Raw genomic sequence first — 19,967 nt, 5'->3', positions numbered from 1 at the left:
CTAACGATTGACGCACTGACACAAATTCCCTCGGTTTACTTCTCACATACTGTTAGAAATGCTGAAATTGAAGTTTTTTTCTTGTCCCTTGACATAAGACTTTTCAAACCGATAATTGCGACTAATGCCTTAGTGATATTGAGTCTCGATAACGAATAAATCCTGGCCAGAAGCTACACTCCCCCCCAACAAACGGACGAGAAGCATGAAATTTGCCAAGCCCGCCGAACTGGACTTCTACACCCAGACGCTAGGCCGAACACCTAGGAAAGCCTTTACACTTGTAGAACTCCTAGTCGTTATCGCCATTATCGGGGTCTTGGTGGCATTGCTACTGCCTGCGATTCAGGCTGCACGTGAGGCCGCACGTCGAATGAGCTGTTCTAACAACATGCGCCAGACAGCCCTGGCCATGCACAATTTTGAATCAGCCAACAAGAAATTTCCCCCGAGCATGTTCATTGGCCCCAACCAGTATCGCTGGTCGGCCCAGGCTCGAATATTGCCTTTCATCGAACAAAGTGGCATCGCGGGTAACATCGACTTCAACGAAGACTATCACAATGTCTTTCTCAATGGAGAGCTTCTGAAGTCGCTTCGGGTGCAGAATTACATTTGCCCAGATGAAGTACGCGATGAACAGCGGGTCGACTCCGGCACGGGCAACCCTACGGACTACCTTCTCAACTATGCGGTGAATTGCGGGATCTGGAAAGTCTACGATCCTCGCGACCGTAGTGGCGGAGAGGGCGCCTTTTACCCGAATGCCGGTCTTGGAACCAACAGTTTTAGCGATGGACTTTCAAACACTCTCATGCTCTCTGAAGTTCGCGGCTGGCAACCTTACTACCGTGACGGCGGCAGTGGCACACCGACTATCGCCTCGACAACTAATGAAATCTGTTCGCTTGCGGGAAATTTCAAGACCGACTCTGGCCACACCGAATGGATCGACGGTCGCGTTCATCAAGCAGGCTTTACTGCAACATTTGCCCCTAATACTCAAGTCATGTGTTCTAACGGCGACATCAATTACGACGTCGATTGGAACAATCATCGTACAAACGGTTGGGATCCAGCAAATCCAACTGCCTATCTTTCTGAAACGCAGGTGACCTATGCTGCTGTCACGTCGCGAAGCTATCACAGTGGTAATTTGGTGAACACCGCTCGCATGGATGGCTCGGTTGAAGCCGTCAATGGGGATATCGACCTCCTCGTATGGCGTTCAATGGCCACCCGGGACGAGGGGGAGACACTATTCACTGGAGATTGATCTGCCTACCGAGGGCCCTTTTCTAGGCTGACTGCAAGCAGAGGGGCAACTCTGTTGATCGAAGTGCCCATTGCTCCGTAACACGTCGGTGAAGCACTGCTCCAAAGCTCAATCTGCGAAAAAGCATTGCCGTGAGTGAAAATCTCATATTCTCGTGTAAGAAATCGAGTTTTCGCTCGACGAACCTTTCATGTTGCTCTTTAATGGAAGATGAAAGGCATTTAAATCGTGCGCATTATTCTTACTTCTTGTTTTCTTCTCGAGTCGATCGCTTTTTACGCTCTGCAGGTATCGGATTGCCAAGCACAATTGACGTCGCCCCAGATCGGCTGGCAAGCGCAGTTGAGTGAATTGGCGCATGATGTGTCAGGAACAGTCACAATACTGGACGAAGACTCGATTCAGGTCGACAACTTTACCTACGATGGAGGAGGAATCGTCGTAAAGTTTTACCTCGGAACAGAAGATTCCCAATCCGCGTTCACTATGGGAACGCCAATCGGTTTTGATTTGTTTGGTACTTCGTATGATGGCACCCAGGCCCCACTCATCTATGATCTACCTACAGGAAACACTCTCGAAGGCTTGAACGCGATCTCTGTATGGTGCGTGGCGGCTAATGCAAATTTTGGCTCTGGAACTTTCGCACCAGTACTCACGGCTGATTTTGACGAAGACGGCGACGTCGACGGCCAAGACTTCCTGATCTGGCAACGCGGCGAGGGGAGTGGCGTAGGCCTAGAGGATTGGCAGAACCAATATGGCGATGCCACGGCCGGTGTACTCACGGTGCCAGAACCATCGAACATGATTCTTACTGCAATGATAGTCTGTGTTATCACTCTCAGCCGCGCAATGTTCTCCTAGCACCGATCTGCCAAACAACGCCGTTAAGCATTTTGTTTATGCCGCAATTTCCAGGTAATGCTTAAGCCGTTTCTTGTGTTTTTTGGTTGCGACAATGATTGTTGGCTTAGCAATTCCTTTTTGTTCAAATTGTCTGGGATAGTTGCGACTTGCTTTCGTGCTCTTGCGTTTGTAGTCGTCGGTCACTGCTTGGGCTAGTTGTTTGGCAAAGCATTCAAGCCGTTCCGGCACAGTCTTATCACGTTGCATTGTTCGCTTGCTGATAGGTATCCCAAACTTCGCAGTAATTTGCCAAGAGCAGCCCGTCAACTCGGCAGAGCAAATCCGGCAAGTCGCCCTGCATCTTAAGAGTAACGCCCCACACTTCGGCTGCTTTTCAAGAAAGCCAAGCCGGTTTGTCATGGACAATGCCTTGTCAACGGCGAGCGATTCAAGCCGTTTCAAGTCGGCTCGCTTTTAGTCTCGTAAGTCGCTTCGTGAACGTTTTCCGGCACTTATATGCAACTAGCACTGCAACCATAATCTTGCGTCGTCGCAAGTCTATTAACCGCTATCCGCAAGTCAGCTAGAGAATACTAATCCTGGATTGTGATTCCGAAGGCGTGTGTTCGAAACACGGTGCAAAGGCTGTTCATATCCTTCGCCCCGGCGTTGCACCGATTCGAGGAGGAGGCTTCGTCTCTTTTCAGGATGATCGAGGGCTAATAATATCACGAACTGTCTCGGGACATCTACGGGTAGATCCTATAAAACACATGACATTTCTTCCGGGTCTGATTAGACTGGAAAGAGACAAATCGTGTTTCTCACACGCTATCGCGATTCTTTGCCGACCAATGATTCCGAAGGCGAAGGCTCCGTGTTCCCAGACAAGGGAAGGATCTACCAGAATTAGAAGTTGAAGGTTTAAGATCTCTGAACTACGATTGCCAGCCAGCCCCTCCGTTGACGAACTACCTATGACATCTTCCACTGCGACTCCACGACGCCCTCGCGTGTTGCAAGTTGCCTACGCCTGCGAACCGTACTATGGATCGGAGCAGGGAGTCGGCTGGAATTGGGCCAAACAGGCTAGTAGAGCTTGCGACATTTGGGTCATCTGCTGTGCCGACGATTGCCGGGGGGTGATAGAGCAGTACTTGGCAGAGAACGGCGAGATTCCATACTTGAATTTCGTTTTCCTGCCTCAATCCAAAATACAACGCGGGATTCACAAGTTCAGCAGATGGTTGCCCTTTCTGAATTACTATGCGTTTAAGCGGTGGCATTACCAGGCTTATCAGCTTGCGAGAAAGCTTCACGCTGACATCGATTTTGATTTGGTGCATCACGTAAACTTTATTGGCTATCGAGAACCTGGGTATCTCTGGAAGATGGGAGTACCGTTTGTTTGGGGGCCGATCGGGGGTGTACAGAATTGCCCCTGGCGGTTCTCGTTGCCGTGGGGTGGCTCGCGGATCAAAGAGACCATACGCACCATTTGCAATTCCATCCAACTACGGACCAGTTTACGAGTCCGTCGAGCCGCTTCGCGGGCAAGCGTGCGATTAACTGCAAATTCCACGGCCAAGCGGTATGTGGAACAAGTTCTAGGTTACCCTGCTTTTCTGATGCACGAAAACGGGATTGAGAAAATCGTGGGGCAAAAACAGCACAATCGCAATTTTGACGAGCCTTTGCGACTGCTATGGAGTGGTGGCCTCAATTTCCGAAAGGCATTGCATTTGGTGCTTCATGCCTTGTCGCGGTTGCCGAGCGAATCGTCGTACGAGTTGCGAGTTGTGGGGGATGGTCCGCTTCGCCAAAACCTTCAGAAGTTGGCCGATGAATTAGGGATTGCCCGAAACATCGAGTGGTTGGGTCGTATCCCACACGAAAAAGCCCTCGAACAATACCATTGGGCTGATGTGTTTGTGTTCAGTAGTTTGCGAGACACGACGGGGACGGTCATGTTGGAGGCGTTTGCCAGTGGGGTTCCAGTGATATGTCTTGATCACCAGGGGGCCCATGATTTTGTTACCGAAGAATGCGGCATCAGGATTCCTGTGACCTCTCCTCAGACGGTTATTGAAACACTAACGGAGGCCGTGGTCGAATGTGCGCGGGATCGAGATCTAGTCCGACGCAAGAGTGAGGGCGCATTGGAACGAGCAAAGGTATTTTTATGGGACCGACAGGGAGAGCGAATGGCGAGGATTTATCGCCAAGTGCTTGAAAAGCATTGTAAATCAACGGATGAAATTCGGATCGAAATTCCCGACCAACTGCCCGAGGATTCGAAAGAAATGGTTTCTCTTTATGCCAAAAGCTAATCTTCCTGCTAGGATGGAGGAAATCGGATTATGGCCCGCAATTAGCGAGACTCTTCAGCGACAGCCAGGACTAGCCTCTAACTTTTGTTGCTGCTGACGAACTTCTTGCACCGCGCCGGTGGGCCGCCCTTCATCATAAATGAGACATGCATGCGAAGACTAACCTCGATGATTCATGGTCGCAACATTCGCATGAGTGGTTTGGCGATGCTGGATCAGGCGGTAGTGGGGGGAACGAATTTCTTGACTGCTGTGTTTGTCGGACGGCAGTGTGGTCCCACAGAAATGGGGTATTTCGCATTGGCTTTGTCTGCTTGGTACTTGATTCTAGCGGTACTCGAAGCCCTCGTCACGTCGCCCTTCACGGTGTTTGTACACCGAATGACTGAGAATGAACGGTCGACCTATGCAGGCAGTGCCATAGCTCAGGTACTGGGGCTCGCCACACTTGCGATCTCAGTGCTCTTGGTAGCCAACGTAGGCATCTATCTCGCGGGCTTTACCGAATTGGCACTCGTGTTCGCTGCTATGGTAATCTCGGTCCCCTTTCGCATGGTGCGTCAATTCGCAAGAAGGTTTGACTACGCGTTCATGCAGTTGGGCAGAGCACTCATCGTGGATACTGCGATTGCAGTCCTCCAGCTTTCTGCGATCATGGCGCTCTACTATTTCGATGCTCTAACTGCTGCTCTGAGTTTTCTGGTGGTAACCTGCGTCTATGCACTGACGAGTTTCGCCTGGTGGCTGCAGCAACAAGTTGCGTTTTGCATCAACCGTGAGCAGTTCATTCCACACTTCATTAAGAACTGGTCTTTGGGACGCTGGTTGGCGGCCAGTCAATGCACGACCATTGCCGCGGTTCAATCTTTGCCGTGGATCATCGCGGCCTTCTTGGGTGAAGCGCAAACGGGCATATACTCCGCTTGTGCGACGTTGGTGGGCCTTTCAGCACCGCTAATGGTTGCCGTACAGAACGTGCTTAGCCCCAAGGCAGCGACAGCTTATGCAGAAAGTAAGATTGCCGGTCTGCAGCGAGTGGTTGGCAAGACAACCTTGATACTTGCCCTGGGTATGGGCCTACTTCCTCTCGTGCTGTACGTGGCAGGAGATCAAATCATAGGTATGTCTTACGGAAGCAAGTATACGGGGCATCAGAGCCTCTTGGTCTTGTTGGCACTTGGCGAACTGGTCTTTGCCTTGGGAATTGGAGCCTCTTCAGGTTTGACCGTTCTCGAGCGAACGGATCTGCTTTTCAGAGCCAATCTAGCCAGTATCGTGACGACCCTCTTGTTGGCTATACCCCTGGTAGGAAGTTTCGATTTGATCGGAGCAGCCTTGGCTCGCTTATTGGGAATAACCGTTGGTACTGCCTTTGCAATCGCTAGTTACCGCCAATTGTTCATTGAAAGAAATGCACTAGTACCTGCTGAAACCAATATTCCGAATAATCCGGCTACCGCAGCCGACGACGAACCTTCCGACCAGATGCTAATGTCAGCGGCGATGGACGGCAAAGTGGAATAAACATCCGACGGCCTAACGATTTTGCCCCTGAGAAAAGTTGACATCCGCGGAGCTTGTATTTATCGTAAGATAATAGCCTCATTGGAGTTAGTGTAGCTGATTTTTAGACTTGCTTGCTTTGAGGTTGCTGGTTCTCTTGTCGGTAGTCGCCGGCAATCAGACGCCACACACGGCGTCTATAGCCCGCACAGTGTTTTTCGCCTTCCCACGCGAAGCAGTTTCAACGCGCAATAGACTCTCTGTTGAGAGAAGACAAGTATTGACGGCTTAAACTCTACTTATTCGATAAACGCAAAGAACGCTTACCGTCGTTCAACCAAACGTAGCCCGTTCATATACTTTGTGAAGAACTAAACTTCAGTCATGGTAAGTACAGAACCTCGTGTCAGTATCGGTCTACCAGTTTACAACGGCGAGACTTTCTTAGGCGAGTCGATCGAGTCGCTCCTAGGGCAGACATACGGTGATTTTGAACTGATCATCTCCGACAACGGTTCTTCTGACAGAACTCAGGAAATCTGTACTCATTACGCCAAACTGGACAATCGAATCGTCTACCACCGCGTAAATGAGAATCTTGGTTGTGCCTGGAACTACAATCGAGTCTTCGAACTATCGCGGGCTGAGTATTTCAAATGGGCGGCGGATGACGATATTCACCTGCCAACCTTTCTGGAAAAGGCAGTCGATATTCTCGACCATCATCCCGAAGTCTTATGGTGTTTCTGCCTACACAGCCACATCGGTCCGAATGGTCAGTTGCTGAACGTTGCTGAGGGTCGTGACGCAAGTTTGCTCAGCGAAAATGGCTGGGACCGATCCTCTTCGAAGCCTCACCAGAGATTTCAATCGGTATTGTTGGCGCACACGGGATTAGACATTTACGCATTGCACCGCCGTGAAGTCGTTGCCAAGACAGGCGTTTATCAGCCGCACTATGGATCCGAAAAAGTGTTTCTCGGCGAACTGGCTCTATTGGGGAAATACTACGAAATCCCCGAAACTTTATTCTACTTGCGTGTTCATCCCAAGGCTTCCGGGTCACTGACGACCGAACAGGAACTGCAGCACTACATTGATCCCCGGGTGAAGTCTCGCTTCACGTTCATGCGTTGGCGATTGTTGCGGGCTCATTGGCATGCAGTGCATCGCTTCGATCTTGGTATGGCCGAGCGGCTGCGTTGCTATATGGTCTTGTCGCGATATTTACTGCAAGTTTCGAAATGGAAAAAAGTGCTGAATGCAACATTTCGGAAACAAGGTACTGGTGGTGGCTATCATTCTTATTTATCTGAAATCGAAAAAGAATCTCTACAGAAAAAAAACGCCGACTGCGAAATGTCGGCTAGCAACTCTTGTTCTAAAACTTTGACAATGGCTGACGAAAAAGCGGAAAAAGTAAAATGCGAGTCCTAGTAACGGGTTCCCAAGGTTATATCGGAAGTATCCTCACCACGCGGCTCAGAGAAGCCGAGTGCGACGTGGTCGGACTCGATACAGGGTGGTTTAACGATTGCCTGTTTCAACCGTCTCAGGACGGGTTCGTTCTGCGGAAACAGGACATGCGCGATGTGACGTTGGAGGATCTGGCCGGTTTTGACGCGATCCTGCATCTGGCTGCATTGTCGAATGATCCCTTGGGCAACCTCGACCCAGAGCTCACCTTGCGACTCAATCACGAGGGAACACTGCGACTCGCTAAATTCGCCAAACAGGCCGGGGTGCGCCGGTTTATCGTGTCTTCGTCTTGTAGTATCTATGGCAAGGCAGGAGACGCTCTGATTGATGAGACCGCGCAGCTCAATCCAGTGACACCCTATGGAATGAGCAAGGCTCTGATCGATCGCGATGTGAGCCAGTTGGCAGACGATTCATTTACGCCGGTTTTCCTGCGCCACGCGACCGCCTATGGTGCGTCGCCGCGGCTGCGCTTGGATCTGGTGCTCAACGATCTGGTGGCCTCTGCATTCTTGACGGGCAAAATCCTGATGCTCAGCGACGGCACCCCCTGGCGTCCGCTAGTACATATCGAAGATATTTCTCAAGCGTTTATTGCCGCCTTGAAGGCTCCCCTAGAAGCTGTCCACAACGAAGCATTCAACATTGGTTCGACAAGTGAAAACTACCGAATCTCAGAATTGGCAGATATCATCCGCCAAACGATTCCCAATGCTACAATTGAGTATGCTCCCGGCGCAGGTCCCGATCTGCGTTGCTATCGAGTAGATTTCAGCAAAGCAGAACTTAAATTGCCCGGATTCGAGCCGCAATGGACCGTTACTCGGGGCGTAGAACAATTACTCGCAGCGTACCAAGCCCGACCTTTGACTGCCGACGACATGAACGGGCATAGTTATCGCCGACTGGCACGTCTGCAACAACTTAGAGTTCAAGGATTAATCGACGAAGATCTGCGCTGGACGGAACCTGTTACCGCGGAGGCCCATCAAGATTCACCTTCTGGCGAGCTAATGATATGAAAGTCGTACTCTTTTGTGGAGGCTTCGGCACACGACTGCGTGATTACTCTGAGTCGATCCCCAAACCTATGGTCAGGCTGGGATATCGGCCGATCTTATGGCATGTGATGCGTTACTACGCCCATTTTGGGCACAAGGATTTTATCTTATGTTTGGGGTGGAAAGCGGATGCGATCAAAGAGTATTTCCTGAATTACGATGAGTGCCTGTCAAATGACTTTGTACTGTCGGACGGCGGTCGCGACATCAAATTGCTCGACAATGACATCCAAGACTGGAACATCACCTTCGTCGACACTGGAACGAAGGCGAATGTCGGGCAACGGCTGTTGCGGGTCAAGAAGCATCTCGAAGGCGAAGAGATGTTCTTCGCCAACTACTCTGACGGGCTCACAGATTTTCACCTGCCTGAGCTAGTCGACTTTGCTACTGAGCGCGATGCCGTTGGTTCGTTCCTGGCAGTTCAACCTAATCAGACCTTCCACACAGTGTTGATTGGCGATCAGGGAGAAGTTCGCGCTATCGAACCCATTAGCACCTCCGATACGTGGATCGACGGCGGCTACTTCCTCTTCCGTAACAAGATTTTCGACTATTTGGAAGATGGCGACGATTTGGTGCATGAGTGCTTCTCAAAATTGATTGCTGCCGAGCGCCTACATGCCTATAAGTATGACGGTTTCTGGGGCTGCATGGATACTCACAAAGACAAGCAACGATTCGACGAAATGTACTCTCGCGGGGAGACACCTTGGGAGGTATGGGACCGAGGACAGGACGATCCCCAGAAGTTCTTGCACTGGAAGAACCCCTATGGGAAGCATGATTCGCTTTCGAATTCACACCCTCGATAGCGACAGCGTGTAGTGGTGTCCGTTCGCAACAGAGTAAAAGGCTGCTATGGTGGACAAACTGGAGATTGACTGGGAGTCGGGACAGGCACGTATTGGCTCTTCAAAGGGTGTTATCCAGTGTCCGATCGACTCACCAGAGACTTTTCGGGCACTATCAGACGCTTGGCTCAAATGCGGCTGGCAGAATAAGCAGGTCTACACGTTTACTTGGATGGGCCGCCCAGTAATTCAGTTGCCTGAGGATATGGTACGCACTCAGGAAGTGCTATATCGCCTCCGGCCCGATGTGATCGTCGAGACGGGCATCGCCCATGGCGGATCACTCATTTTCTATGCCAGTCTGTGCAAGATGTTTGGCAAGGGACGAGTAATCGGAGTCGATATCGAGATTCGGCCACAAAATCGCGCCGCTCTTGAAAGTCACGAGATGTTCGACTGCATCGAGTTGCTCGAAGGAGACTCGAATGCCCTTGAAACTGTGGAACAAGTGAAGTCAATGATTCGCCCCAATGAAACCGTATTTGTCATGCTTGACGGCAACCATACCCGAGATCACGTTGCACAGGAACTGAAGAATTATTCTCCGCTGGTGACGGTTGGCTCGTACATCGTGGCAGCGGATGGATTGATGCAGGAACTGGCCGGTTTGAAGCGATTTGATGACGATCGCCCGAACGATGATTGGCGCACCAATAATCCGCAAGTGGCCGCTCAAGCGTTCGCCAAAGAGAACCCCAACTTCATCCTCGAAACCCCCGAATTCGAGTTTAACGAGTCTCCATTGACCGATCCGGTGACCTACGCGCCGGGGGGCTGGCTCAAACGAATTCGCTAAGCACTCTTTCGGATAATATTCTGAGGCATCTCTCGCTGGAAATTAATTGATGGCAGACACCAACCGACCACGCATTCACTGTGCAGGGCCTTCCATTACGGAGCGAGAAATCTCTTACGTCACTGATGCCGTGACCAATTGCTGGTATTCTGATGCGGGGAAGTATCATCAGCGACTGGAGTCGGCAACTGCTGAGTATCTGGGTGCGAGGTACGTGGTACCGACACCTACCGGAACATCGGCCATTCATCTGGCGATGATGGTGCTGGGCATTGGACCGGGAGACGAAGTCATTGTGCCTGAGCTGACCTGGATTGGTAGCGCGGCTCCCGTGAGTTATGTCGGAGCTTCGCCTGTGTTTGCCGACGTCGATCCCAACCATTGGTGCCTTTCAGCCGATTCGTTGGAATCCAAAATCACCTCCCGCACCCGAGCCGTGGTCGTTGTCGATCTATACGGCGATATGCCGGACTACCAACGGATTCGTGAGATCGCAGATCGACGTGGCATTGCAGTCATCGAAGACGCCGCCCAAGCCTTTGGTTCGAGTTGGCAAGGTCGCATGGCGGGTACCTTTGGCGACATCGGCATCTTCAGTCTGCATGGCTCGAAAACTGTCACGTCTGGTGAAGGAGGCCTATTTGTCACCGACCGCCAAGACCTCTTCGAGCGAGCCTTGACTCTGCGAGACCATGGCCGCCGCTTGGATGGAACCCGGTTTTACGAAGATTTTGACCGTTACTACTATCATTTCGAACTCGGCAACAAATTCAAAATGAGCAGCATGCAGGCGGCGTTGGCCTTGGCTCAGATCGAGCGAGCAGAAGAGCTGGTGGCCCGCAAACGCCAGTTACACCAGTGGTATTGCGAACAAATGGGAGAGCTTGAGTGTTTTCGAATACACACTGAGCGTAAGGGCCTGAACAGTTCGTATTGGTTACCTGCCGTCTCGATCGAACCGGATCAGCAATTTGATAAGTTGGATGTGATGCGGAAGCTGGAGGACTGTAATATCGATATTCGCCCGCTCTACTATCCACTCAGTTCCCTGCCTCCTTATTGTGACACGCCCAGTGGGCGCGAGGCTCAAGAATCGAATCGAGTGTCTTACGACGAGAGCCTTTATGGTTTTAATTTACCAAGCAACTTGAAGATGACTCACGAGGATGTGGTTCGGGTCTCTGATGTTTTCCGCCAGTTGAACCTAGACTTTGCTGCTTCTCCTTCACCGACCATTTGAATGAATATCAGGCCTTGAGGTTGACCTATGACGACACTCTATTTTGATTCGCAACACCCCGATCCGCAGCGTCGTGCCAATATTATGAAGGGTGATATTTATGTATTTTCGCCTCGTCCTTCGATCTGCAATCTCATAGCTTTTGCCCGCCAGATGGCCGATGAGGCATTTGCACCGCATGATCCGTGCGAAGCTCAACATCACTTGCCGCCCGAGCAATTTGCAGAAATACTAGGCAAATTGAAACCGCAGTTCATGCACCATCCACAGGTCAAAGATTTCCTACGTGCCATGTTGGAGGACTTTGGTGCTGATCCTCAAGAGACGTATTTCGATGTGCCCCGCATGCGTACCATGACCCACGGTGATTACCTGCGCACTGGCATCGCCTTGGCCGTGCCGCCGCACCGCGACACCTGGTTCGCGGGGCACCAATCGCAATTAAACTGGTGGTTTCCGATGAAAGGCGTTCAACCGAACAATACGATGGTGCTGCATCCAGGGTACTTCAGTCGTGGTGTGGAGAACATCTCCGGCCGCTACAATCACAACGATTGGTTGGCCAATGCCCGCTCAGCAGCAGTTCAACACGTAAAGAAAGACACCCGCAATCTTCCTGAGATTACTCAGGACATCGATCACGGTTCCGATATCGTCATCCAGTGTGAGGAGGGCGGATTAATATTGTTCTCGGCCTCTCACCTCCACTCGACTAGTCCCAATACTTCTGGCCATACACGTTTCAGCGTCGATTTTCGTACCGTCAATATAGAGGATGTGATTTCTGGCAACGCAGCACCAAACGTGGACAACCAAGCCGTGGGAACGACGCTAGGCGAGTACATGCAAGCTGGCGACCTTACGCCCATTCCCGAGGAAGTAGTTGCCGCCCAATGAGCTCTTCGCCCGACTCGCCTCTGACTGACAGCAGTCTCTCCGAATGTTGCCGTTTCTGCGAAAAGAATCTGGAACATACGGTCGTTGACTTGGGACTTTCTCCCTTGTGTCAAAACATAGTTACGCTCGAACAGGCCGGACAACCCGAAGTGTTCTACCCACTGCAAGTGCGAGTCTGCGAAGCCTGCTGGCTGGTGCAGGTGCATGCCCATGTGATGGGCGAGGACATCTTCCAGAGCGACTATGCCTATTTTTCTTCGTATTCCGACTCGTGGCTGAAGCATTGCCGAGAGTACGTGGAGCTGATGACCGACCGATTGCAACTCGGCCCCCAAAGCCAGGTCGTCGAGGTGGCCAGCAACGATGGCTACTTACTGCAGTATTTCGTTCAGAAAGGCATTCCTGCTCTGGGCGTGGAACCAGCCGTAACTGTAGCCGAGGCAGCTCGGGCGAAGGGTGTCCATTCGATCAACGAATTCTTTGGTGCCGCAACTGCCCAAAAGTTGGTCGAGCAAAACATTCGCCCCGACTTGCTGCTGGGAAATAATGTGCTGGCCCATGTCCCAGATCTGAATGACTTTGTGACGGGACTCAAGATCCTGCTCAAGAATGATGGTGTGATTACCTTTGAATTTCCGCACCTGATGTGTCTGATCGAAGGAAATCAATTCGACACGATTTACCAAGAGCATTATTGCTACTTTTCATTGCTGGCCATCCAGAAGATTTTTCTGCACCATGGATTGACGATTTTCGATGTTAATCAACTTATGACCCACGGTGGGTCGCTAAGAATCTACGCCCGCCACAGCGAAGATTCCGGCAAACCGGTTTTGAAATCAGTGCAAACGTTGATCGACCAGGAGATCGAAAAAGGCTACAACACGTTGGCCACCTACTCGGCCTTCGCACAGCGGGTAGTCGAGACCAAGTGGAAACTGCTGGAATTCTTGATGCAGGCCAAACGGGCTGGCAAGACAGTGGTCGGATACGGCGCGCCCGGCAAAGGAAATACCCTCTTAAACTACTGCGGGATTCGCTCGGATTCTATTCTCTATACCGTCGACCGAAATCCGGTCAAGCAGAATACGCTACTCCCAGGTTCACGCATTCCGGTGTACACCCCCGAGCGCATCGCTGAGACGCGTCCCGACTATGTATTGATTCTCCCCTGGAACCTGCGAGAAGAGATCATGGAGCAGCTTTCTTACATACGTCAGTGGGGCGGCAAGTTCGTAGTGCCTATCCCTGAGACTCAAATTTTCGATTAGAATCGAACCCCGTTCAGATCAAATTGAACGGACTACAGAAGGTCACCCTCGTCAATTGCCTGACAATAGATATCGCGCAACAAATCGTAGTTGCGTTCAGCAGTGTAGAGCTGCTCAAACTGTTGGCGGACATTGTCTCGCATTGATTGACACCGCTCAGGTGAGTCGCTCATCTGATGAAGTGCTTCCAGTAGTTTGTTCGCGTCTCCTGCCGGAAAGAGCATCCCTGTTTTGCCGGGGGTGATTACTTCGGACATGGCTCCCAGGTCCGAACCAATAATGGGAGTGCCGACCGAAAAAGCTTCGATGATTGTTTTCGGCAGTCCCTCGTACCAGATTGACGGGACAATCAGGGAGATCGCATCGGCAACCACCTGGTGGACAGTCTCGGGGGGTTGGTGGCCTAGCCACTGCACGCCCTCGTGCTGCGAGGCGAATTGGGCCACTTTGTCTGCCAACGGGCCATCGCCAAGGATCTTGAGGCTTCTACCGAAACGCGGCCATGCTTCGAGCAGAGTGTTGATGCCTTTTTCAGGAGATAGCCGACCGACAAACACAAAATGCCCGCCGTCGCCCTTTCCACAGGGAGGAACGGAGGCGACGAAATTGGGTTTCACAGTGATTTGCTCGGCACGGAAACCAGCTTCGATGAATTTCTGGCGTCCGAATTCGGTTGCCACCACGTAGCGCGATACCAGGTTCCGCCAGGTACCCAGCGCCGAGTGTGTGGCCAACATCGTGGTGACGCAGGCCGATGCCAGCCGATTGCCCCGATAGCAGCCATGGAGCACAGCAGGCCATTTGATTCGCTTGGCAAGGCAATCTTCGCAGATCTGGCCGTCGCGCATCAACAGCGCACCAGGGCAGACCAGACGGTAGTTCTGCAGCGTTTGGACAACCGGCACACGTTCCTTGCGAGCCGCATAGTAGGCGGCCGGGGAGATTAGTGGAAACGTGTTGGTAAAGTGTACCACCGTGGGGCGTTCCTCGCGAATCAGACTTCGGAGTTCGGCGTATGTTTTCCGATTCCATATCGTGCGCACCGCGGCCGACCAGGAGCTCATCGTGTCAATCTCGTCGTTCGAGACCGTATAGCGAATCACCTGATGACCATGGTTCTCCAGCAGCTTTGCTTCGTCCTCAAACACCCGATCCTCTCCACCGGCCAACTTGTAGAAGTTGTGGCAGAGCAGCACCTTGAATGGATCAGGCGAGGTGGCAGGCGAGGAGTTCATAAAGTGAACGGTTTCCAGGGCAAGTTGGCAGGTGTTACTCACGCTGGTGAGCGAGTTGAAAGCTGCGTCGCACGCGCTTGTACGACAAGATACAACAGAAACGGCAGGAAGATCGCCTGGGGAAACTCAAGGTAGTTCTCGATGACGCAGCACAGCAGAAAGAAAAGCAGGCCTATGCAACTCACCAATCCGGCGCGAGCTAACTTGGGGTTGGAAGAAAGCATCCAATGCAAATTTCTAAGCAGGTGAACGCCCAGCACTCCTAGGCAGACAAACGTCAAAGGAGGCCCCAATTCCATCGCCGCCGAAAGTGCAGAGAAGTAGGGTTTGGATATCGCGCTACCCTCACCAACTTCGTCGAACCGGTGCATGGCGGGGAGCATCGAGTCGACAAAATAGTCAGACCGTCCAGAGAGTGGCCCGGGCAATTCGCGATTGAGGTAAGTATTCGAAGAGATCAATGCAGCCCGACTGGTATATTGCCCCAAACCTACACCCAGCAGTGCATTCTTGGGATCGGAAAGATACTCGGCGCTGTCGGTGAGTACCATACGTTTGGCAGATCGCGGATCCTGTACGACTTTTCTGTACCATTCTTGCGTGTGCATTATGGTGTCGGGGTAGAGTTGTACGACGATGAAGGTCAAACAGCCGACCAGTGCAATACCTCCCAACGCGGTCCCGAAACGTCGAAACTGGATCGTACAGCAAAGCGCCAAACTGGCAGCGAAGAACACAGTTTGATGACCCGACTGTGCTATTGCGCAAGTCAATAAACCGGCCACGATGGCAACCTGCGGGAGCAGCCTACGGGCATCAAGCATCAAAAACAGTATCATTCCGAACAGCGTGAATGTGAAGTAAACCTGGGTGATCGAGATCGTGTTGAGATGAAAGTCCAACAGCCCAAATGTGCCAGTAACTGCGTCGCCGTTGCGGCTGATCACAAACTGTATTACGCCCACCAGAGACTGCACGATAACAAACCAAGCCGTTAGGTTGATGAACTTGGTGAAAAGCGAAGAGTCGATTTCGCGGTCAGGACGTGACGCCAGGAACAGAAACATTGGCAGGTAGGTGAGCAGCGCAAAGAGTAGTCCCGGCACGTTGATAGCTTGGCCACGGAACCCGTCGTACATCATCGAGACACCTGACAGAGTCGCGAACAATGCCATCAAAAGCAACGTGCGCCAGGCCGATTTTTCCCCCACGATCAGCTCGAGGAAGAGAAACACTGGCGGGACGATGTAGGCCAGGTTTTTCACCGGAATGGAGGTCAGGGCCAGGCACAGCAGAAACACCAGGTAGAATCTTTGTCCTGGCACAACTTCGGCAGTAGTTCCGAGATCCCAGCCTGGGGAAAAGGGCGGTGCGGTCGCTTCCGTATGATTGATGTTGGCCATATCGGCTAAGAGTTCCATTGGTTAGGGACAACTGCCAACAAATGAACGTCCAGTTGCGTCAACCGGTGTCTTACTTGAGCGGCGAGCTCCAACCGAGCCAGCCGTGGTGTCAGCACCAGAATCACACCGTCCAATTGTTGCACTAGCGCCCGGAAATGGCTCATATCACTTATGACCGGAAGATCGACCAGAAGCCAGTCCGCACGCTCGCCAAGGCCTTGAAATGTGTCTACCAACGATCGATTGCCGTAGTCAGCTTCAGCCCACACTGGATTTCCCAATGGTACCACTGAAAGGTTGGAAGTCGTAGTATTGTGAATGCAGTCGGCGATCTCTACATCTCCGGACAGTGCGTTGAGTAGCCCGGGACTGTTGTTATCAGGAAACTGTCTGTCAAACCAGGAATGTTCGCGGTTGGCGTCCACCAGGATCACAGATTGCTCGCCTAACCGACTCATAGCTGCCGCCAACTGAATTGCGATGGAACTGGTCCCCGTCTGGCGGGCAATGCTGGTAAATCCCACCTGCCGAATCGGAATTCCTTGGCGAGAGGTCAGGTTCAATATGCGCGCTGCAAGTCGCTCGAAATCGTGAGCCAATTTCGACCAGCGGTTGAGTTCGGGGGTCAGGTCAAACGACGTTTGTGGGACAGTGGGCTGCGACATGAAGTGCTTGTGTGACTCGCAATTCTATTTCGCGGATGCCCCGGCGTTTTGCAGGTGGACAGAGGGGATCGACTCCATCACGGGAGCACCGAAAGCTGTTTCCATTTTTTCCGGCGAGTGAATAACGCCGGCCTGCAGATTCTCACACAGTAGCCCCAAACCAATCGCACCAGAAACGGCAATCAAGAATCCAAGCACAATTATCAGAGCCTTGGGCGGAACGACCGGTTTTTCCACAAACGTGGGCGGTTGTACTACATTGACGTTCGAAATACTTTCAGCCTCCAAAGCTAAATTAATCCGAGCCAGTTCCGTATTGTGCATATAGGTCAGGTATTCACTTCGCAATAGCGATACCTCGCGATCGAGTTCAGCAACTTCGATTTCTTGCTGATTCAGCCGCTTGAGATCGGCGAGCAATTCTTCGCGTTGCCCTTTGACAGAGGAGTAGCGGGCTTCGAGACCCGAAAGGGACGCCAGTTCGGCGAATAAGGCTAGTTTCTGTTGCTGGTTAGCCGGATTGAGGCTGCTGGTTGGCTGAACCCGACGTTTATCTTCTTCACTGAGTAACTTCTGCGCTTGAGCAACTTGCTGGCGAATAGCCATCACCAGTGGATTTTGGTCAGTATGTTTGGCGGAAAGCTCTTGTTCCCTGATTTGCAGGTCATACAGCGTGTTTCGCATAGTGTCGGCAGCCTGACTTGCCTCAGTTATTTCCTCGGTGACTAATCGCTCGGGGATTTCCTCCAAGGACTGACGCAGGGCTTGAATCTTAGCGTTCGCGCCAGCAATGGCAGAAGCTGTCGAAAGCATATCAGTCTCTACCTGCTCCAGTTGCTTGCTGAGAGTTAGTTGACGCGCACTGATGGTGACTATTCCATACTTGTTTTTTAGGTCGCGCAATTTCTGTTCGGCGGCAGCCAGAGCGGAGGCCCGTTCCTGGGATTGTTCGACAAAAAATTCCTGCGATCCATGGGTCCGATGAGCCCGGCTGTGCTGCTCTTGGTAGGAGGCGAGAAAAACCTCGCCAAGGCGTTGGGCAAATTCCGGCGTCCCGGACCGAAAGACTACTTGAATGACATTGGATTCTGGTTCGGAGCTCACTTTCACATCGTTGGCGAGTTGGAGAGCTGCTCGTTCGCCTTCGCTCACAGGGTCCGCCAAATTCACCGCAAGCATCAGGTTGTAGATCTTACCTAGGAACGAGAATTCGTCGGTATCTCTCGACTGGTCAGGGTTTGAGTATTGCTCGGGATCCAAGATATTCTGGGCACCTAGCTCTGCGACTACTTTGTCGAGAACGGTTCTACTTTGCAGCATATCTTTGACTGTGTTAATTTCGTGTTCTCGGGTTTCCATCATCGTAATGGTAGGTCCCGTCGCGGCAGTTGGGTCAATTGAAACATTCTCACGCCCGATAAGTACGTGCAGCATAGCCTGCGATTCATAAGTCCGCGGGCAGAGAATTATGCCTAGTGTGACCACTGCCATCGTGCTCAAGAAGAACAGAACCATCTTGCGACGATGCCGATTCAAAACAGACAGTTGCTCGCGAAGAGATCCTGATACGTCTGGCATTATTGCTGTTCCGTGGTACTGAAAACACAGGAGAGAACTTAGGCGCGGTAACTTGATTTGAAGGTAAACGGACGGACGGTGTTGGACCCTATTGCCTCGCCAACCTTCATCTTAACTGGAACAGGTTATTTTTCAACAAAAGAAGCCTTCGATAGTTTGACACCTGGGGGGCACCGAATTACTTTAGGGGTAGTAGTGAATATGCGGAATACGAAGTCTTGGGGAAGTCTGGCCGGGTCTTTCGCACGAGGATATTCCGCTACTTCTGCTTCTCTCAGCGGTATCCTATTGACTGCCGATCTGTGAAATAGTGTCAATAATAAGAAAGTGTTATGCGAACAAGAGGTTGTCAATTGGTTTCCTTAGCCGCGCAGAGAACCGGAAACGAGCAAGCGATTAGTCATCCGAATTTGGGCGCATTTACCGACCGATATTCTCACCAGAGATCTTGGCTGTCGGAAATTACTTTGTTTGAAAGCCGCTGAAACACGTGCCTCGATCCATCCGAGGACTTCGTAGAATACAGTTGCGTGTCAAAGATCTCTGTCGAAAAAAGTCGATTGACAGGCTGACCGGGGAAACGGTTTTGGAAAAGAATCATCAACCGTCGCCACCGGATACCACGCTAGTTTATGCTGTCGATCAACGCAACGCTTATGCGATGATGATCTCGCTGAGCTCCGCCCTGGAACAATCAAACGGGCTGGCCGGTGTTTGCGTCCTCTATTCCGGCAATGACCAGGAGCGCGTCAGCCGTCACTTGCAGCGAACCTGTGGAGAGATATCTTTCCGGTTGATCAATGCGATTGATGAACTGCAGCGACTCAAGGGCAGAGCATTGCCTCTTGGAACCATCGGCGATGTAGCCTACTTGAAGTTCTTGGTTCCCGAGTTTGTCGAGACTCCTCGGGCCGTGTTTCTGGATGCCGACACGATCGTACTTTCCGACTTGCGTGGACTCTACGAGCAAGCCTTACATGGAAGACCTGTTGGTGCTGTCCAGGACTGGCTTGTGCCGACAGTATTGTGCCAGAACTCTCCGATTCGGGATTATCTTGACCAAGTGGACGACCAACCTTACCTCAACTCCGGTGTGATGGTCATGGACATCGAGCGACTAAGACGTTTGGATCTATTGAGTGAAGCCGCCAAGTATCGTGGTATCAAAGTGCGCTATTCCGATCAGGACCTGTACAATTTACTCCTGATGGGAAATTGGACAGCGGTAGACCCCGTTTGGAACTATCCGATTGACAGCACGCTGGTAGAAGTGTCGCGACGAGAGCAGCACGATCAACTTTGGTCGGAGAGAAAGATATGCCACTACATGGGAACGAAAAAACCCTGGATTTTTCCATTCAATATCCGCTCGGCAAACCGAGATTTTGTAGCCTGTCGACAGCGGTCCAGTCTGCGATATTGGATACCGACGCCGCTGAGTCCGTCGAGCCTTCGGTATTACGCAGGTTACGCTCGACGCAAGTTCGGCAACGAATTTTGAATCGAAACTTGTAACTGCCGACGCGTTGA

At 51.7% G+C, this 19,967-nt stretch carries 17 protein-coding genes; 12 read left to right on the top strand and 5 right to left on the bottom strand.

What is annotated here, in order from left to right:
• The first annotated feature begins 205 nt into the window (after positions 1-205).
• Both Pr1d_RS10165 and Pr1d_RS10160 read left to right on the top strand, forming a co-directional pair.
• Entirely contained in the window at positions 206-1,276 is a 1,071-nt protein-coding gene (locus Pr1d_RS10165) for a DUF1559 domain-containing protein (RefSeq protein WP_148073426.1), read from the top strand.
• Positions 1,277-1,504: 228 nt separating this feature from the next.
• The gene (locus Pr1d_RS10160) at positions 1,505-2,143 is read left to right on the top strand and encodes a DM13 domain-containing protein (protein WP_168205162.1); all 639 of its coding nucleotides are present in this window, start codon (positions 1,505-1,507) and stop codon (positions 2,141-2,143) included.
• Positions 2,144-2,179: 36 nt separating this feature from the next.
• Here the strand turns inward: Pr1d_RS10160 and Pr1d_RS10155 are convergent, their stop codons facing one another.
• A complete protein-coding gene (locus tag Pr1d_RS10155; RefSeq protein ID WP_148073424.1) occupies positions 2,180-2,392 on the bottom strand; it encodes a hypothetical protein in 213 nt (70 codons plus the stop codon).
• Between the two features lie 710 nt (positions 2,393-3,102).
• On the opposite strand from Pr1d_RS10155, the gene Pr1d_RS10150 reads away from it, so the two are divergent.
• The 9 genes from Pr1d_RS10150 (at position 3,103) to Pr1d_RS10110 (ending at position 13,556) form a co-directional block, all read left to right on the top strand.
• Positions 3,103-4,455: a glycosyltransferase family 4 protein gene (locus tag Pr1d_RS10150; RefSeq protein ID WP_148073423.1), complete on the top strand. Its 1,353-nt coding sequence runs from the start codon at positions 3,103-3,105 to the stop codon at positions 4,453-4,455.
• 150 nt (positions 4,456-4,605) lie between these two features.
• Complete coding sequence (locus tag Pr1d_RS10145; RefSeq protein ID WP_148073422.1) at positions 4,606-5,979, top strand: lipopolysaccharide biosynthesis protein; 1,374 nt, start codon at positions 4,606-4,608, stop codon at positions 5,977-5,979.
• Between the two features lie 363 nt (positions 5,980-6,342).
• The gene (locus Pr1d_RS10140; RefSeq protein ID WP_148073421.1) at positions 6,343-7,395 is read left to right on the top strand and encodes a glycosyltransferase family 2 protein; all 1,053 of its coding nucleotides are present in this window, start codon (positions 6,343-6,345) and stop codon (positions 7,393-7,395) included.
• Entirely contained in the window at positions 7,383-8,459 is a 1,077-nt protein-coding gene (locus Pr1d_RS10135) for an NAD-dependent epimerase/dehydratase family protein (protein ID WP_148073420.1), read from the top strand. The genes Pr1d_RS10140 and Pr1d_RS10135 overlap by 13 nt, the downstream gene beginning before the upstream one ends.
• Complete coding sequence (locus Pr1d_RS10130) at positions 8,456-9,313, top strand: sugar phosphate nucleotidyltransferase (protein ID WP_148073419.1); 858 nt, start codon at positions 8,456-8,458, stop codon at positions 9,311-9,313. The genes Pr1d_RS10135 and Pr1d_RS10130 overlap by 4 nt, the downstream gene beginning before the upstream one ends.
• Positions 9,314-9,359: 46 nt before the next feature.
• The gene (locus Pr1d_RS10125) at positions 9,360-10,148 is read left to right on the top strand and encodes a cephalosporin hydroxylase family protein (protein ID WP_148073418.1); all 789 of its coding nucleotides are present in this window, start codon (positions 9,360-9,362) and stop codon (positions 10,146-10,148) included.
• A gap of 49 nt (positions 10,149-10,197) precedes the next feature.
• Complete coding sequence (locus tag Pr1d_RS10120) at positions 10,198-11,388, top strand: DegT/DnrJ/EryC1/StrS family aminotransferase (protein WP_148073417.1); 1,191 nt, start codon at positions 10,198-10,200, stop codon at positions 11,386-11,388.
• A gap of 27 nt (positions 11,389-11,415) precedes the next feature.
• A complete protein-coding gene (locus Pr1d_RS10115) occupies positions 11,416-12,285 on the top strand; it encodes a phytanoyl-CoA dioxygenase family protein (protein WP_148073416.1) in 870 nt (289 codons plus the stop codon).
• Positions 12,282-13,556 carry a class I SAM-dependent methyltransferase gene (locus Pr1d_RS10110; protein WP_148073415.1) on the top strand — a complete coding sequence of 425 codons (1,275 nt, stop codon included), beginning with the start codon at positions 12,282-12,284 and terminating at the stop codon, positions 13,554-13,556. Before Pr1d_RS10115 ends, Pr1d_RS10110 begins: the two co-directional genes overlap by 4 nt.
• Positions 13,557-13,588: 32 nt before the next feature.
• Here Pr1d_RS10110 and Pr1d_RS10105 read toward each other — a convergent pair whose 3' ends face one another.
• The 4 genes from Pr1d_RS10105 to Pr1d_RS10090 are packed head-to-tail and all read right to left on the bottom strand — an operon-like array spanning position 13,589 to position 18,437.
• Positions 13,589-14,791: a glycosyltransferase gene (locus Pr1d_RS10105; protein ID WP_148073414.1), complete on the bottom strand. Its 1,203-nt coding sequence runs from the start codon at positions 14,789-14,791 to the stop codon at positions 13,589-13,591.
• 38 nt (positions 14,792-14,829) lie between these two features.
• On the bottom strand, positions 14,830-16,194 hold the full coding sequence (locus tag Pr1d_RS10100) for a hypothetical protein (RefSeq protein WP_148073413.1): 1,365 nt from the start codon (positions 16,192-16,194) through the stop codon (positions 14,830-14,832).
• A gap of 5 nt (positions 16,195-16,199) precedes the next feature.
• A complete protein-coding gene (locus Pr1d_RS10095; protein ID WP_148073412.1) occupies positions 16,200-16,859 on the bottom strand; it encodes a tyrosine-protein kinase family protein in 660 nt (219 codons plus the stop codon).
• A 24-nt stretch (positions 16,860-16,883) separates the two neighbouring features.
• Positions 16,884-18,437 carry a GumC family protein gene (locus tag Pr1d_RS10090; protein ID WP_148073411.1) on the bottom strand — a complete coding sequence of 518 codons (1,554 nt, stop codon included), beginning with the start codon at positions 18,435-18,437 and terminating at the stop codon, positions 16,884-16,886.
• Between the two features lie 586 nt (positions 18,438-19,023).
• Between Pr1d_RS10090 and Pr1d_RS10085 the strand changes: the two genes are divergently transcribed.
• Positions 19,024-19,938 (top strand): glycosyltransferase family 8 protein, encoded by a 915-nt coding sequence (locus tag Pr1d_RS10085; protein WP_148073410.1) that lies wholly within the window; start codon positions 19,024-19,026, stop codon positions 19,936-19,938.
• Positions 19,939-19,967 lie beyond the last annotated feature (29 nt).

It is taken from the genome of Bythopirellula goksoeyrii (assembly GCF_008065115.1).
Lineage (GTDB): Bacteria > Planctomycetota > Planctomycetia > Pirellulales > Lacipirellulaceae > Bythopirellula > Bythopirellula goksoeyrii.
The sequence above is the reverse complement of the archived record's forward strand: the minus strand, read 5'-3'. Positions and strand labels throughout refer to the sequence as shown.